The organism is Bradyrhizobium sp. WSM4873 (assembly GCF_055811355.1).
Genome location: NZ_JBVVPS010000041.1, coordinates 40,678 through 54,954, shown reverse-complemented (window position 1 = coordinate 54,954; position 14,277 = coordinate 40,678). Strand labels below are relative to the sequence as shown.

The window sequence follows — 14,277 nt, the reverse complement described above, 5'->3', positions numbered from 1 at the left end:
CGCACGCGGTTGCGGGCTCACAGGGACTACCCGCCCTGCCCGCACCTCTCATGCCGACGCTGCCGCGTCCATCGCAACCCGGCTCGCAATCAAGACGACAACGAGATCGCCCCTCAAGGATGAGCCGGGATGCGCGACACATACGCCAAAACCGAATTTCGGTAAAGTGGAATATTTTTGTGGGGAGGGGTTGACGGGGGGCGACACAGGAAGTCCCGTAGCCCGGATGAGCGAAGCGACATCCGGGACTCTCGCGGCGGTCCCGGGTATCGCTACGCTCACCCGGGCTACAGGAGCTCACTCCTTCGTTCGCACCGGCGTTCCGTCCGCCATCATGGTCACGCCCTTCCGTGCGACAATCATCCCGTAGGCCTGCGGCTGACGGTGAACGTCGAAATTGAAGGTGGTGCGCTTGTAGGAGTTGCAGAGATCGAGGTCGCAGCGGGCGAGCGCGATCTCGTCGCCCTTGGTGGTGCATCGCGCGATGATCTCGCCGGAGGGCGCGATGATGCAGCTTCCGCCGATGTGGTCGACGCCCTCCTCGACCCCCGCTTTGGCGACGCCGACCACGAAGGTGCCGTTCTGGTAGGCGCCGGCCTGCATCACCAGATGATTGTGAAACAGCGAGAGATCGTCATGCTCGGGCGCGGGCGGATTGTGCACCGGCGTGTTGTAGCCGATCATCACCATCTCGACGCCCTGCAGGCCCATCACCCGATAGGTCTCGCTCCAGCGGCGGTCATTGCAGATCGCCATTCCCATGATGCCGCCAAAGGCATCGGTCACGCCAAAGCGATCGCCGGGCTCGAAATAGCGTTTTTCCAGATGCTGGAATTCGCGCCAGGGCTCGTGCTCGGCATGCCCGGGCAAATGCACCTTGCGATATCTGGCCACGATGGCGCCGCTTCGATCGACCAGGATGGAGGTGTTGTAGCGCCTGACAAGTCCGGCCTCGATCGTCAGCTCGGCATAGCCAAGGCAAAATCCAATGCCGATCTCGCGCGCGAGATCGAACAGGCCTCTCGTCTCCGGCCCCGGCATCTCGCGCTCGAAGAAGCTGTCGATCTCGGCCTGATCCTCGAAATACCAGCGCGGAAAGAACGTGGTCAGCGCCAACTCGGGATAGACGATCAGGTCGCAGCCGTTGGCGTGGGCCTGGCGCATCAGGGCCAGCAGGCGCGCCACGACCGCGGTTCTGGTCTCGGTCCGCGCCACGGGGCCGAGCTGGCCGGCCGCGATCGTCACAAATCTCGCCACGAATCTTTCCCTCTTCCGCTTCCCGGGTCAGGTCGCGGCAGAGACTATCGTGCGATGCGTCGCGCGCACAGCCTCGCTGTCCGGCACGGTGCCCAACCGAGAGGCAGCCCGACCGTCACGTGGGACGTGGGACTTGGGACGCGCCACTCACCATTCGGCGGCAAGGGGCTCGTTGAAGAACTGACTGCGCGCCGCCATGCGCGACGGCTGGCGGCGACGACGCCGCTCCGCGACGCGCTTGTTCGGAGCGGCCTTGGCCTGCCTGGGCTCCGCGGCCTTTGAGTCCGAAGCCTTGGAGTCCGAAGCCTTGAGCTCCGCCGTGGGCTGCGCCGCCATCGCAAATGCCTGGCGCGTACCTTCCGGCGCGGCCGGCGCCGCCGCGTCTGACGTGGACGCCACGGTTTTGGTCAACGGAATCTGTCGCACGTTGGTGTCGAAGACAATCTTCTCCGGCCATGTCTGTGCCGAATGAATCCGGGCGATCGAGAGGTCCGGCCCGGTTTCGGCGGCCGCGCTCACGGGGCCGGCCAGGTAATAATCAGCAACGTACAGGAGGGCGAGCAGAGCGCCGCCGGTGAAGACGAAATAGCGGATGAGCGGCATGGGTCCCTCGATCGCCTCGTGATCGAGGCCCCTGCAGCAACGGGAAAGAGTGGCAATCGTTCCGGCGCGACGTCGCGCAATTGCCAGAGAGGAACTCGCTCAGCCGGCGCACTGGCATTCAGCTTGCTGCACGGCAGTCTAATCCCTCGGACCCGCAGTGGGTCTGTCTCATCGTGAGGCGATCATGCACCCGACGTCCCGTTTCGAAGCGACCATGCCGACCCAGCTCCACGCATTGATCTCCGATCTGCGCTGGCGCATGCGAATGATCGACGCCGACATTCTGGAGGAAGAGCGGAAGGCTGGAATCTCCGATCCCCAGAACGTCGCCTACCCGATGCTCGCGCAGAACCTGCGGGCCCGGCGCGACAATATCCGGGTGAGCATCGCGATTCTCGAAAGCCGGCTTGAAAAGCGATCGACCGAGTGGCCGCGCGCGGCCTGATGCGGTGGCGGCCCGAGCTCGGGACGCACCCGAACGCTAGGGAACTCGCGTTGCCGTTCTGCAACGGTTCCCGACCGTCTGAAGCCGGACAAAAGAAACTCCCATTGCGGCCACGAACCCCTCTCACAACGCCGTGAGACTAGCAGGGGAACTACGATGCGTGCGCAAAGAGTCTGGGTGGTGAATGGGGCCGCCAGCGTCGAACAATTGCAGACCAGGTTGGACGAGCTGAACAAGCGGCTTGCTCAACTCGAGACCCAGCACCACGAGAGCTGGAAAGTCGAAGAGCTCAGATCGAGCGCGCTCAGCCTGTCGCGCGAGATCGACGAGATCCGCTGCGCCGAGGCGACGGCGGCGCTGAGCGAACTGCTGCGGAAATAGCCGGCGTTCGCGATTCGCTGGTCGCGCAGGGAACCAACGCCGCCTCCCCGCCATTGCCATGCCGAGCATGGAGCAAAATCATGACCAGGCACCTGACGCGGGCCGATCTCGCGCGCGGCGTGGCCGGCGCGGTATCCACGCTGGTCCTGTGCGCGACGATGGCATTCACCATCGCGCGCCACTTCGCGCTATAGAGCATTTGGCGCTGTGAGGTATTTGCGATGACGTCCGACCCCGAGGAATCGGTCAGGCTGCAAGGCTACGGCGAGATGACCCTGCGTACGGCCGTCACGACCATGATGCTGCTCGCGCCGCGCGAGCGCGCGGACGCCGCCATCTTCCGCGTCCGCGACGGCGTCCGGCTCGCCTCAAGCGAGATCGCCGAGTTCGCGTCGGAATGGGGCATCACGCCGACGCCAGAGATCAGGTCTCCGAAACTCGTCCCGGAGCAACATTGGACACATATCGTTCGCGGCATGGTCCGTGAGGCGCCGCTGCCGGCGCTGGCGGTCGCCTTTTTGTTGGGTGTGCTGGTGGCCCGACACTGATCGGCATCTGCGCAGAACTCGCGCCGGTTTTCTTGTACCCACGCAGCGGTTCGTTCGTCACCCCACGCTTGTCTGCTTCATGCAATCTCGCGCTTGTGAAAACTTGCTCCGGTTGCATGTGAACCGCTTCACATTTGAATCCTCCACATCGTCCTAGCATGGATTGGCTCCGCTTGTTTATTGCAACCCGCAGGTCTGGGTCGCGGGACGCCGGACAGCAAACTCCGACAACGAGACCCGAGGTGCCTGCTAACCGATCTCCAGAGGAGATTGCCATGACTCTGATTTCAGCAACATCTTTAATGCGCACACTCGTGCTGGCCGCCGTCGTCTCGCAGACCAGCGGCCCCATCGCCGGCAATCAGACGGCAGACACGGGGGCTGCAAACCAGACGAGTATCAATCGACCCGCCTCCGCGCCGACGACGGTCGCGCAAGGGCGCTGCTTCAACGGCAGATGCTATTAACTTACCCGGTTGATGACTATCGTGCGTGATGGAGAATGGCCATGCCTACGCTTCCCATGAAGCTTGGAGTGCCGCTGGACCAGATGAGCATATTTTTCTTTGCGTCCCTCGCGCTCGCGGTTTGGCTCATCTACGTGTTCTGCCAGCGCAAATTCGCCGAGCGCAGCGTCACTGGAAGCGGCGACTTCATCTATCAGATGCTGCCGCGTCAACTGGCAACGCATGAGGAATATTCGCACGGTTTCCTGATCTATTTCGGTTCGATGGCTACAATCCTGGTGGTGCTGTCGCTGCTGGGAGCAAACAATCTCGAACAGCTTGGCCTCACGCTACCAAAGCAGTTCAGCTATCTGGGAATGCCGCTCGCCCTCGCGTTTGTGCTGATGGGGGCGCTCCCGAACGTGCCTGGCCTCATGCTGATCGAGACCTATATGCGCCAGTACGCGCATGAGCGCGCCTACATTCCCGATGCCGCACGCGCCACAGCGGAGCGGATAGCGACCGCTGACTTCGATTTCACAGCCTATGCGGGTGAGGCACTTCGGTCGCTGCAGATGCGCGGTATCCTGCCTGACGACTTCACGCGATCTCGCCATACGCTCGAGCATAATTGGGCGCGGCTTTGCTGTCTTCTCTACGCCCTGAAATCCTATCGCATGGAAGGCTTCACCGGCGCCCTCGATGCGAGCCTCTTACAGGACTACCAGAGCGATCTGGATCTCATCGAGAGCCAGAAAAGATCCATGGAACCTCAGATGACGGCCTATCGAAGCGCGCGGGAAAGCGACCCTTATTACACGAACGAAGAGCTTCGCCGCTGCATCGTGGACAATCTGCGCAAGCTCTACGTCCTGCTCGGATGTGCGGTACGACTCAAGACGCAGCCCAACGACGATATTGATCTGGCGCTGCGACCATTTGGCATCATGCTGAAACCCACGCTGCGCCCGCAGGGTACAGGTGACCTAAAGCTTGTCAGTCTGACGGCTGTCGCAATGAGCGTCGTCTTGCTGGGTCTCGCCGCCGACGGGCTCGGCCAGCTCGGCTTATGGACGACGTCGCCGGTCTTTCCGCAAACCGTGATGCAGCCTTTCTGGGATGCCGCAGCAACGTTCGTGCCCTACGCAACTGCGATCATCGTGGCCGATCTCGTGCGCAGACGCGCCATCGGCAAGGGACGATGGTTCGTCACCTCGGGACAGCGTCAACAGACAAGTATAGCAAACTACGTCCGGGTGGCTGTGATCTGTGGCATCGCAGGATATCTCGCGCTCATCATCTGGGGACTTACCCAGGCCCCACCAACGGAAGACAGCTTCAGAATTGAGATTCCCAGTGCCCTGCTCGCCATGGTGACGGGAGCATTCTACGTCTTTCATCTTGACAACGCGCAGGCTGGTCAGCGCCCGTCGCGCGCATGGGAGCTTGGCGCCGAGACTGTCATCACCGGGCTCTGCGGGCTTATCGCCGCCTGCGCCACATGGCAGATCATTCTGGGCACCGCCGGTGCCGCGGTGGACAGAATCATTCTCACCACCCTTATCAATGCCGCGGTGGGGTTTGCACTTGCCTGGTACATCCCGCAAGCCGCGGCCGCACTCCGTTACGATCCGCTGGTCAACGAAAGCCAGGAACGCGTACGCGCGCTGCAAACCGCAGCCCAGGCCCGGCTGGGCGGCGCGGCAGCAATCTGGCTCGATCAGCAGCATCCTGCGCTTGACGGCATCTCACCCCGCCTCGCTGCAGCGGCCGGCGGAGACGGGTTCGAGCGCGCAATCGCTTTGCTGCAAGGCCCACAGTCTCTGACCGCCTGAGCCTGTCGCCTTCACCAATCCGGATCGGGATTGCCGATCCGGGCTTGTCGCAAGACCTCTGCATTGCGGTGAGGCTTGGAGCCGGATCAGCCATGCCACGCGCACAGGCGCCCCTGCCCGGCCAAATCGGCCGTGGACCCGCACCGAAAATCGTTGCAATAAAGGCACTCTAGGGCGCCGGCGGCCGGTCCGCCAAGCCTCTAGGAAAACGTCGACTTTTGGAAGAATGGTCGGAGTGGCAGGATTCGAACCTGCGACCCCTGCGTCCCGAACGCAGTGCTCTACCGGGCTGAGCCACACTCCGACAAGAGGCCGGCTTATAGCGTCGGGTTTGGCGCACCGCAAGCGGCCGAGCTGAGGAATCTTATCCCTGTGAAAACGGGTCTCGAAACGCTGATTTTACCGGCCGGCGCGGCCGGCGCGGAAGCTGCCGCCCGGACATTGGCCGCCGGCGGGCTGGTCGCGTTCCCGACCGAGACGGTCTACGGGCTCGGGGCGGACGCCGGAAATGCCGGCGCGATCGCCCATCTTTACGCCGCCAAGGGGCGCCCGGCCTTCAATCCGCTGATCGCGCATGTCGCCGACCTCGCGGCCGCGCGCAGGATCGGGCGGTTCGACGCCTGCGCCTTGCGCCTCGCGGAGGCGTTCTGGCCGGGGCCGCTGACGCTGGTGGTACCGAAGACGAAAAACTGCCCGGTGGCTGAGCTTGCCACCGCGGGCCTCGATACGGTCGCGATCCGCATTCCGGCCCATCCGGTGGCGCAGGCGATCCTGCGCGCCTTCGGCGGGGCGGTGGTGGCGCCGTCCGCCAACCTCTCCGGCCACGTCTCACCGACGCTGGCCGCCCATGTCGAGGGCGACCTTGCGGGGCGGATCGACCTGATCGTCGACGGCGGGCCGGTTACGGTCGGCGTCGAATCGACCATCGTCGGCTGTTTTGCGGTGCCGATGCTGCTGCGGCCCGGCGGGCTGTCACGCGAGCGGATCGAAGCCGTGCTCGGTGCATCGCTGGCGCGACTGCCCGCAGAGACCGACAGCGACGACAGCCAGCCGCTGGCGCCGGGCATGCTGGCCTCGCATTACGCGCCGCGCGCCAATGTGCGGCTCAATGCGCTGGATGTCGCGCCGGGCGAAGCGCTGCTGGCGTTCGGCCCCGCGCGCCTGCCCGGCCTGGAGGCCGCCACCGCGGTCATGAATTTGTCGCCCAGCGGCGATCTCGATGAAGCCGCCGCCAATCTGTTCGGCTATCTTCGCGCCCTCGATGCCAGCGGGCCGCGGGCGATCGCGGTGATGGCGATCCCCGAACAAGATCTGGGCGAAGCGATCAACGACCGGCTGCGCCGGGCGGCTGTCGCGAGATAAGAGCGAAGCAAGAGACAAGACAATGAACGTCAATCATTCCGCCAGCCCACCGCTTGCGCCCGAGCTGATCGAACAATTCCGCAGGATCGTCGGCGAGAGGCACGCCATCACCGATGCGGCCGACATCGAGGCCTATGTCACCGAGGAGCGCAATCTGTTCCACGGCCGCTCGCCGCTGGTGCTGCGCCCGGGCTCGACCGCGGAGGTCGCCGCGATCTGCAAGCTCGCCTCCGAGCACAAAATCGCACTGGTTCCGCAGGGCGGCAACACCGGGCTCGTCGGCGGCCAGACCCCGCACAATGGCGAGGTGGTGGTATCGCTGCGGCGGCTCGACAAGATCCGTGAGATCGACACCGCCTCGAACACCATGACCTGCGAGGCCGGCGTGGTGCTGCAGATCGCGCAACAGAAGGCCGCGGACGTGGACCGGCTGTTTCCGCTCTCGCTGGGCGCAGAAGGGAGCTGCACCATCGGCGGCAATCTCTCGACCAATGCCGGCGGCACGGCCGCGCTCGCCTATGGCGTCGCGCGCGAGATGGCGCTGGGGCTCGAGGTGGTGCTGGCGGACGGGCGCGTGCTCGGCGTGCTGTCGAAGCTGAAGAAGGACAACACCGGCTACAATCTGCACAACCTCTTCATCGGCGCCGAAGGCACGCTCGGCATCATCACCGCGGCGACGCTAAAACTGTTTCCGAAGCCGCGGTCGATCGAGACCGCCTTCGTCGGGCTGAAGTCGCCGGACGCCGCGCTGAAACTGCTGGCGATCGCGCAAAGCGAGGCCGCCAATGCGCTGACGAGTTTCGAGCTGCTCTCGGAGATGGCGGTCGATTTCTCGATCCGCCACGGCATCGACGTGCGCGATCCGCTCGCGCAAAAGCATGACTGGTACGTGCTGATGGAATTGTCTTCGCCCGGCGATGACGCCCGCACGCCGCTGGAAACGATCCTCGGCCGCGCCATGGAGGACGAGATCGTCGACGACGCGGTGATCGCGGCCAACCTCACCCAGCGCGCCGGCTTCTGGAAGCTGCGCGACGAGATGTCGTCGGCACAGAAGCCGGAGGGCGGCTCGATCAAGCACGATATCTCGGTGCCGGTGGCGACCGTGCCCGCCTTCATCGCCGAGGCCAATGAAGCCGTGGTCAAGCTGATCCCCGGCGCGCGGCCGGTGCCGTTCGGCCATCTCGGCGACGGCAATCTGCACTACAATGTCAGCCAGCCGATCGGCGCCAACACCGCGGACTATCTGGCGCGCTGGCACGAGATGAACGCGGTCGTGTTCGCCATCGTGCTGCGCATGGGCGGCTCGATCTCGGCGGAGCACGGTATCGGCGTGCTCAAGCGCGACGAGCTTCCCGATGTGAAGGACAAGACTGCAATCGAGCTGATGCGGTCCATCAAGGCGATGCTCGATCCGCTTGGAATCATGAACCCGGGAAAAGTGTTGTGAGTGCGCTCACGATCGACGCGATCACCGAGGCCGATGTCGAGCCCGTGGTCACGCTGTGGCAGCGCTGCGGCCTGACGCGGCCGTGGAACGATCCGCATGCCGACATCGCGCTGGCGCGGAGGCGCGACAATTCCACCATCCTGCTCGGCCGCGACGGCGGCACCATCGTCGCCACCGCGATGGTCGGCCATGACGGCCATCGCGGCTGGGTCTACTACGTCGCGGTCGATCCGGAAAGCCAGAAGCGTGGTTACGGTCGCGTCATCATGGCCGCAGCCGAGGACTGGCTGCGCGCGGCCGGCATCGCAAAGCTCCAGCTCCTGGTCCGGCGCGGCAATGAGCAGGCCAACGCGTTCTACCAGTCGCTGGGTTTCGAGGAATCCACTTCGGTGATGTTCCAGAAGTGGCTCGACGGCCGCACCACAACGCCAAGCAATTGAGATCGAAGCATGACGATTTCCGACCGCGTCCGCATCAAGGACGTCCGCGTGCTCTCGGACGGCTGGACCACTCTCAAGAACACCACGTTCGAGTACCGGCGCGCCAATGGCGAATGGCAGACCCAGCACCGCGAGACCTATGAGCGCGACAACGCCGCGGCCGTGCTGCCGTATAATCTGGCACGCCGTACGGTGATCCTGGTGAAGCAATTCCGCCTGCCGGCGTTCATTCGCGGCTACGACGATCTGCTGATCGAGGCGGCCGCCGGCGTGCTGGACGACGCCTCGCCCGAAATGCGCATCCGCGCCGAGGCCGAGGAGGAAACCGGCTATCGCCTGCACCACGTCCACAAGGTGTTTGAAGCGTTCATGAGCCCCGGGGCCATCACCGAGAAGCTGCATTTCTTCGTCGCCGAATACGAGCCGGAGATGCGGGTCAGCGACGGCGGCGGCCTCGAACATGAAGGCGAGGACATCGAGGTGCTGGAGCTCGGCATCGACGAGGCCTTAGCGATGATCGCGGACGGCCGCATCATCGACGCCAAGGCGATCATGCTGCTGCAGCATGTGGCGCTGCATGTGTTTCGGTGAGCTTGCTTACTCTTGAGCTCACCCCCGACTATCTCTAGTCTGTCGCCAACAAGAACCAGGAGACGCGCCCATGTCCGCTTCGCGCGACGACGAATTCGGCTTTGCGCCCGACTACGACGCCTTCGTCCCCTATATGCAGCGCACGCGGGACTATTACGCCGCGATTGGCTACACCACGGCGTATCGCTGGGCTCACTACACCGAGGCGCCGTTCCAGCCGCTGAAGAAGCCGCTGTCGCAATCACGCGTCACCATCATCACGACGGCCGCGCCATACGATCCGGCCAAGGGCGACCAGGGGCCGGGCGCGGCTTATAATGGCGGTGCGAAATTCTACCAGGTCTATGACGGCGACACGGCGAAGCCGCACGACCTTCGCATCTCGCATATCGGCTACGATCGCAAGCACACCACGGCCACCGACAACGGCACCTGGTTTCCGCTGCCGCAACTGTTGAAGGCGAGCGCTGCGGAGCGCATCGGCGAGGTGGCCCCGCGCTTCTTCGGCGCGCCGACCAACCGTAGCCATCGCGTCACGCTCGACACCGACGCGCCGGAAATTCTGGCGCGGGCCGTCGCCGACAAGGTCGATGTCGCCGTGCTGGTGCCGAACTGCCCGGTCTGCCATCAGACCACGGCGCTGGTGGCGCGGCATCTGGAGCGGAACGGCATTCCGACCGTGATCATGGGCTGCGCCAAGGACATCATCGAGCACGCCGCCGTGCCGCGCTTCCTGTTCTCGGATTTCCCGCTCGGCAATTCCGCCGGCAAACCGCACGACATCGCCTCGCAGGCACAGACGCTCGAGCTGGCGCTCAGACTGCTGGAGACCGCGAGCGGCCCGCAGACCACGATGCAGTCGCCGCTGCGCTGGAGCGAGGACGCTTCCTGGAAGCTCGACTACAACAACGTCGCGCAACTCTCGCCCGAAGAGCTGGCGCGCCGCCGTGCGGAATTCGACAAGCAGAAGGAGATCGCGCGCGGCAATCGCGCCGCCTGACGTCCTCCGACAACCAAAACAAAAGGGAGAGCGACGTGACGCGACCGTTCGAGGGCGTGAAGATCCTGGACTTCACGCAAGTGCTGGCCGGCCCTTATGCGAGCTATCAGCTCGCGCTGCTGGGCGCCGACGTTATCAAGGTCGAGCGGCGCGAGGGCGAGGACATGCGCCGCACGCCGCTGTCGCGCGAATGGGCCGAGCGCGGGCTGGCGCCGGCGTTCCAGGCCATCAACGGCAACAAGCGCAGCCTGACGCTCGATCTGCAAAAGCCCGATGCGATCGCGATCGTGAAAAAGCTCGCCGCGCAAGTCGACGTGGTCATGGAGAATTTTCGCCCCGGCGTGATGGACAAGCTCGGCATTGGGTACGAGGCGCTGTCCGCGATCAATCCGAAGCTGATCTACTGCGCGGTATCAGGCTTCGGCCAGACCGGTCCGGATCGGCTGCGCCCCGGCTATGACGGCAAGATGCAGGCGCTGTCCGGCATCATGGCGATCACGGGTCATCCGGAGACTGGGCCAACTCGTGCCGGCTTTGCGGTGTGCGACGTGCTGTCGGGCGCGACTGCTGCGTTCGGCGTGTCGAGCGCGCTGTACCAGCGCGATCGCACCGGCAAGGGCCAGCTCATCGACGTCTCCATGCTCGAGGCGACGATGGCGTTTCTGTCGGGACAGATCGCGGACTGGTCGGTTGCCGGCCATCGCCAGCAGCTGTCGGGCAATCAGGCCGTCAGCCGCAGGACCACGGCGAATTTGTTCAGATGCGGCGACGGCCACATCCTGCTCGCCGTCAACAACGAGAAGCAATATCGCGCGCTGATGTCTGCGCTCGGCCGCGAGGACACGTTGAGCGATCCGCGCTTCGCCGACTGGTTTTCGCGCAACGAGAACGAGCCGGCCTTACGCGCCATCATCGAAGAGGCGCTCGCGGCTAGGCCGGCACGCGAGTGGGAGACCATTCTGGAAGATGCCGGCGCGCCCTGCGCCAGCATCTGGAAGGTCGAGGAAGTCATCGACCATCCGCAGATCAAGGCGCGTGGCGCGATCCAGGAGCTGGATACGCCCTATGGCCGCCTGCGCTTTGCCGGCAGCGGCTTCAAGCTCGCGCATGGCGGCGGCCGGCTCGACCGCATGGCGCCGGAGCTGGGGGCGGATACGGATGCGGTGCTGGGCGAGCTGGGATTTGACGCAGCGGACATCGCGGCGCTGCGGGCGAGGGAGATCGTGTAGGGTGGCGCCCCACATTCAGTGTCATCCCGGGGCGCGCGCAGCGCGAGCCCGGGACCCATAACCACAGGATCGGGTTTGGCGAAGACTCGCAGTTGCCAGCCCGCGCCAAACTTCTCCCTGTGGTTATGGGTCCCGGATCTGCGCTTCGCTTGTCCGGGACGACAGCGGAGTGAGACGCGCCAGCTTGGTTAGAACAACGATCCCTGCCCGTCATCGGCCGAGCCGGCCGCCGCTTTCCGCGCCACCTTCTTCCTCGGCGCCTCCGCTTCCATCTCCTCCGCGCTGATCGGCAGGAGCAACTGGTCGTCGTCATTGGCGACGCGGTTGACGCGGGTGGAGACCGGGTGCCAGGCGAATTCGCCGATTTGCGGCGCGGTCATCAGCGGCAACACGGCATCGACGTCATCGCTGCTTCTGTCGAGCCAGCGCTCGAAATCGCGTGGGCTGATGGTGACGGGCACGCGGTCATGCAGCGTGGCGAGATCCTCGCCCGCGGCCGCCGTGACGATCGCGACCGTGTCGACCTCCTCGCCGTTCGGCCCGACCCAGGTCTCGAACACTGCGGCAAAGCCGAGCGGCGCGCCGTCGGCGCGATGGATGAAGAAGGGCTGCTTGCGGCCACCCTCCGTCTTCCATTCGTAATAGCCGTCGGCCGGAATCAGGCCGCGGCGCCGGCGAATCGCGCGTTTGAAGGCCGGCTTCTCCAGCACCGTCTCGGAACGCGCATTGATCAGGAGCGTAAACCCCTTGGGATCCTTGACCCAGCCCGGCAACAGGCCCCAGCGCATCAGGCGAAAATGGCGCGCGCCGTTCTCGGCCAGCACGACCGGAATCGGTTGTGTCGGGGCCACGTTGAACCGGGGCGGGAAATTCGGCTGCTCAATGTAGCCGAACAGTTGCCGCAGAGCCGCGGGGGCCGAAGTTATGACGAAGCGTCCACACATCCTTGAGGGCCTATATAGGGTCCGTTCAGGTCCTTTTAACCCCGAACGTTAACACTGCGGCAGATGAGCTCAACGGTCGCCCAGCCGGCGCGGATGCATGGACGGACCGGGCCCGAGGCTGCGGCCTGGGCCGAGCGGCTGCGCGTGGCCAACATCAACCCGCGGACCGGGCTTGCCACCGACTATCTCAACCATTTCAATGAAGCCGTGATGCTGCTGGAAATGGTGCCGGACATGCCGGAATGCGCGGAGGATTTCCTAACCTGGTCGCCGCTGTCCTATGCGGAGCATTTCACGGCCTCGAACTTCAAGGCCCGGGATCTGGCGATCGAGGCCTATGAAAAAGCCGACCCGAACGTGCGCGCCCAGTTCGACCACCTCACCGACACCATGACCTCGATCCTGACGGCGGTCGGCTCGGCCATGCGCGAGGTCGAGAAGGACACGACCCGCGTTCGCCTCGCCGAGCAGGCCGCCCAGTGGGTCAAGCCGCTGATCGCGGCGTGCGGCGGCATCATCAATGGCGGCGCGGAAGCCGACATCGACACCATCATGGCGAACTGAGCCCGAGCAGGTGAAGTCATGGCTGCGATCGTTCAGCCCAGCCGTCCCCAGATCGCGGTCAGTGCCGCGATTTTTCGTGACGGCAAGGTGCTTCTGACCCGGCGCGCGCGCTCGCCGGCAAAGGGGTTCTATTCGCTGCCGGGCGGCCGGGTCGAGTTCGGCGAATCGCTGCACGAGGCGCTGGCGCGCGAGATCGACGAGGAGACCGGGCTCGATATCGACATCATTGGGCTCGCGGGCTGGCGCGAAGTGCTGCCGGCCGCGACCGGCGCCGGCCACTATTTGATCATGTCCTTTGCCGCCCGCTGGGTGGCCCGGGAGCCGGTTCTCAACGACGAGCTCGACGACTACCGCTGGATCGCCCCGCAGGCCCTGGCCAGTCTTGGCGACCTCAAGCTGACCGGCGGACTGGAAGAGGTCATCCAGTCCGCCGCGCGCCTGATCGAGGCATAGGCCGCACGGCGAGCTCCCCCGCACCTCTCCCGCTTGCGGGAGAGGTCGACGCGCGAGAGCGCGGCGGGTGAGGGCTTTTTCCTCTTGGGGGTGCTCGCCTGCGGAGATACCCTCTCCCCGACCCTCCCCCGCAAGCGGGGGAGGGAGCGCACCGCTCGCGCCCCGGCGCCTTGCGTCTGCCGCCCCGAGGAGGCATACACCCGGCCGATGTCGACGCGATTTCTGGCCATTTTTGCCCTGATTCTCGCCTGCGCCTCGGTGCCCACGAGGGCTCAGGACGGGGCAGCGCCGTTTGACGGCGATTTGCAGCGGCTGGCGGAGATCCTCGGCGGGCTGCACTATCTGCGCGGCATCTGCGGGTCCAACGAGGGCAACAAATGGCGCAGCGAGATGCAGGCGCTGATCGATGCCGAAACCCCCGCCGGCGAACGCCGCACCCGCATGATCGCCGGCTTCAACCGCGGCTATAACGGTTTTCAGCAGACCTACCGGAGCTGCACGCCGGCCGCGACGGTGGCGATCCGCCGCTACATCGAGGAAGGCGCGAAGATCTCGCGCGATCTCACGGCGCGCTACGCGAACTGAACTCTCCATTCGTCATTCCGGGGCGCGACGAAGTCGCGGGCCCCGGATGCCATGGTAAAACCGGGAAGGGGCCCCATGGGTTTAGGGGGGGCGCGGGGGCCCCGGATTTCCGCGGCGGGGCCCCGGGGAGCGCGGTTTTTAATA

17 protein-coding genes and 1 tRNA gene are annotated in these 14,277 nt (G+C 65.0%); 14 read left to right on the top strand and 4 right to left on the bottom strand.

The features are described 5' to 3' along the window. Nucleotides 1-297: 297 nt before the first annotated feature. Nucleotides 298-1,257, bottom strand: coding sequence for an N-carbamoyl-D-amino-acid hydrolase (locus tag AC0L21_RS33575; protein WP_473265938.1), 960 nt, complete (start codon nucleotides 1,255-1,257; stop codon nucleotides 298-300). Between the two features lie 147 nt (nucleotides 1,258-1,404). After that, entirely contained in the window at nucleotides 1,405-1,860 is a 456-nt protein-coding gene (locus tag AC0L21_RS33570; RefSeq protein WP_473265937.1) for a hypothetical protein, read from the bottom strand. A gap of 184 nt (nucleotides 1,861-2,044) precedes the next feature. Here AC0L21_RS33570 and AC0L21_RS33565 point away from each other — a divergent pair, with 184 nt between their 5' ends. The 5 genes from AC0L21_RS33565 to AC0L21_RS33545 all read left to right on the top strand — a co-directional run bounded on the left by AC0L21_RS33565 (nucleotide 2,045) and on the right by AC0L21_RS33545 (nucleotide 5,515). Next, entirely contained in the window at nucleotides 2,045-2,305 is a 261-nt protein-coding gene (locus AC0L21_RS33565) for a hypothetical protein (RefSeq protein WP_473265936.1), read from the top strand. 156 nt (nucleotides 2,306-2,461) lie between these two features. Further along, nucleotides 2,462-2,686 carry a hypothetical protein gene (locus tag AC0L21_RS33560; protein ID WP_473265935.1) on the top strand — a complete coding sequence of 75 codons (225 nt, stop codon included), beginning with the start codon at nucleotides 2,462-2,464 and terminating at the stop codon, nucleotides 2,684-2,686. 221 nt (nucleotides 2,687-2,907) lie between these two features. After that, nucleotides 2,908-3,234, top strand: a complete 327-nt coding sequence (locus tag AC0L21_RS33555) for a hypothetical protein (protein WP_473265934.1) — start codon at nucleotides 2,908-2,910, stop codon at nucleotides 3,232-3,234. Nucleotides 3,235-3,509: 275 nt separating this feature from the next. Next, complete coding sequence (locus AC0L21_RS33550; protein ID WP_473265933.1) at nucleotides 3,510-3,701, top strand: hypothetical protein; 192 nt, start codon at nucleotides 3,510-3,512, stop codon at nucleotides 3,699-3,701. Nucleotides 3,702-3,742: 41 nt separating this feature from the next. After that, nucleotides 3,743-5,515 (top strand): hypothetical protein, encoded by a 1,773-nt coding sequence (locus AC0L21_RS33545; protein ID WP_473265932.1) that lies wholly within the window; start codon nucleotides 3,743-3,745, stop codon nucleotides 5,513-5,515. A gap of 227 nt (nucleotides 5,516-5,742) precedes the next feature. On the opposite strand, the gene AC0L21_RS33540 is transcribed toward AC0L21_RS33545, so the two are convergent. After that, a tRNA-Pro gene (locus AC0L21_RS33540) sits at nucleotides 5,743-5,819 on the bottom strand. A 68-nt stretch (nucleotides 5,820-5,887) separates the two neighbouring features. On the opposite strand from AC0L21_RS33540, the gene AC0L21_RS33535 reads away from it, so the two are divergent. The 6 genes from AC0L21_RS33535 (at nucleotide 5,888) to AC0L21_RS33510 (ending at nucleotide 11,587) form a co-directional block, all read left to right on the top strand. Beyond that, on the top strand, nucleotides 5,888-6,877 hold the full coding sequence (locus AC0L21_RS33535; protein ID WP_473265931.1) for an L-threonylcarbamoyladenylate synthase: 990 nt from the start codon (nucleotides 5,888-5,890) through the stop codon (nucleotides 6,875-6,877). A 22-nt stretch (nucleotides 6,878-6,899) separates the two neighbouring features. Beyond that, nucleotides 6,900-8,327 carry an FAD-binding oxidoreductase gene (locus tag AC0L21_RS33530; RefSeq protein WP_473265930.1) on the top strand — a complete coding sequence of 476 codons (1,428 nt, stop codon included), beginning with the start codon at nucleotides 6,900-6,902 and terminating at the stop codon, nucleotides 8,325-8,327. Continuing rightward, nucleotides 8,324-8,767, top strand: coding sequence for a GNAT family acetyltransferase (locus AC0L21_RS33525; protein ID WP_473265929.1), 444 nt, complete (start codon nucleotides 8,324-8,326; stop codon nucleotides 8,765-8,767). Before AC0L21_RS33530 ends, AC0L21_RS33525 begins: the two co-directional genes overlap by 4 nt. A gap of 9 nt (nucleotides 8,768-8,776) precedes the next feature. After that, on the top strand, nucleotides 8,777-9,358 hold the full coding sequence (locus AC0L21_RS33520) for an NUDIX hydrolase (protein WP_027568647.1): 582 nt from the start codon (nucleotides 8,777-8,779) through the stop codon (nucleotides 9,356-9,358). Nucleotides 9,359-9,428: 70 nt separating this feature from the next. Beyond that, on the top strand, nucleotides 9,429-10,358 hold the full coding sequence (locus AC0L21_RS33515; protein WP_473265928.1) for a glycine reductase: 930 nt from the start codon (nucleotides 9,429-9,431) through the stop codon (nucleotides 10,356-10,358). Nucleotides 10,359-10,393: 35 nt separating this feature from the next. Next, on the top strand, nucleotides 10,394-11,587 hold the full coding sequence (locus AC0L21_RS33510; protein WP_473265927.1) for a CaiB/BaiF CoA transferase family protein: 1,194 nt from the start codon (nucleotides 10,394-10,396) through the stop codon (nucleotides 11,585-11,587). 188 nt (nucleotides 11,588-11,775) lie between these two features. On the opposite strand, the gene AC0L21_RS33505 is transcribed toward AC0L21_RS33510, so the two are convergent. Next, nucleotides 11,776-12,531, bottom strand: coding sequence for an SOS response-associated peptidase (locus AC0L21_RS33505; protein ID WP_473265926.1), 756 nt, complete (start codon nucleotides 12,529-12,531; stop codon nucleotides 11,776-11,778). A 63-nt stretch (nucleotides 12,532-12,594) separates the two neighbouring features. Here AC0L21_RS33505 and AC0L21_RS33500 point away from each other — a divergent pair, with 63 nt between their 5' ends. The 3 genes from AC0L21_RS33500 (at nucleotide 12,595) to AC0L21_RS33490 (ending at nucleotide 14,133) form a co-directional block, all read left to right on the top strand. After that, nucleotides 12,595-13,095 (top strand): hypothetical protein, encoded by a 501-nt coding sequence (locus AC0L21_RS33500; protein ID WP_473265925.1) that lies wholly within the window; start codon nucleotides 12,595-12,597, stop codon nucleotides 13,093-13,095. Between the two features lie 18 nt (nucleotides 13,096-13,113). Next, nucleotides 13,114-13,548 carry an NUDIX hydrolase gene (locus AC0L21_RS33495; protein WP_473265924.1) on the top strand — a complete coding sequence of 145 codons (435 nt, stop codon included), beginning with the start codon at nucleotides 13,114-13,116 and terminating at the stop codon, nucleotides 13,546-13,548. Nucleotides 13,549-13,755: 207 nt separating this feature from the next. Further along, a complete protein-coding gene (locus AC0L21_RS33490; protein WP_007607220.1) occupies nucleotides 13,756-14,133 on the top strand; it encodes a TIGR02301 family protein in 378 nt (125 codons plus the stop codon). Nucleotides 14,134-14,277: the final 144 nt, after the last annotated feature.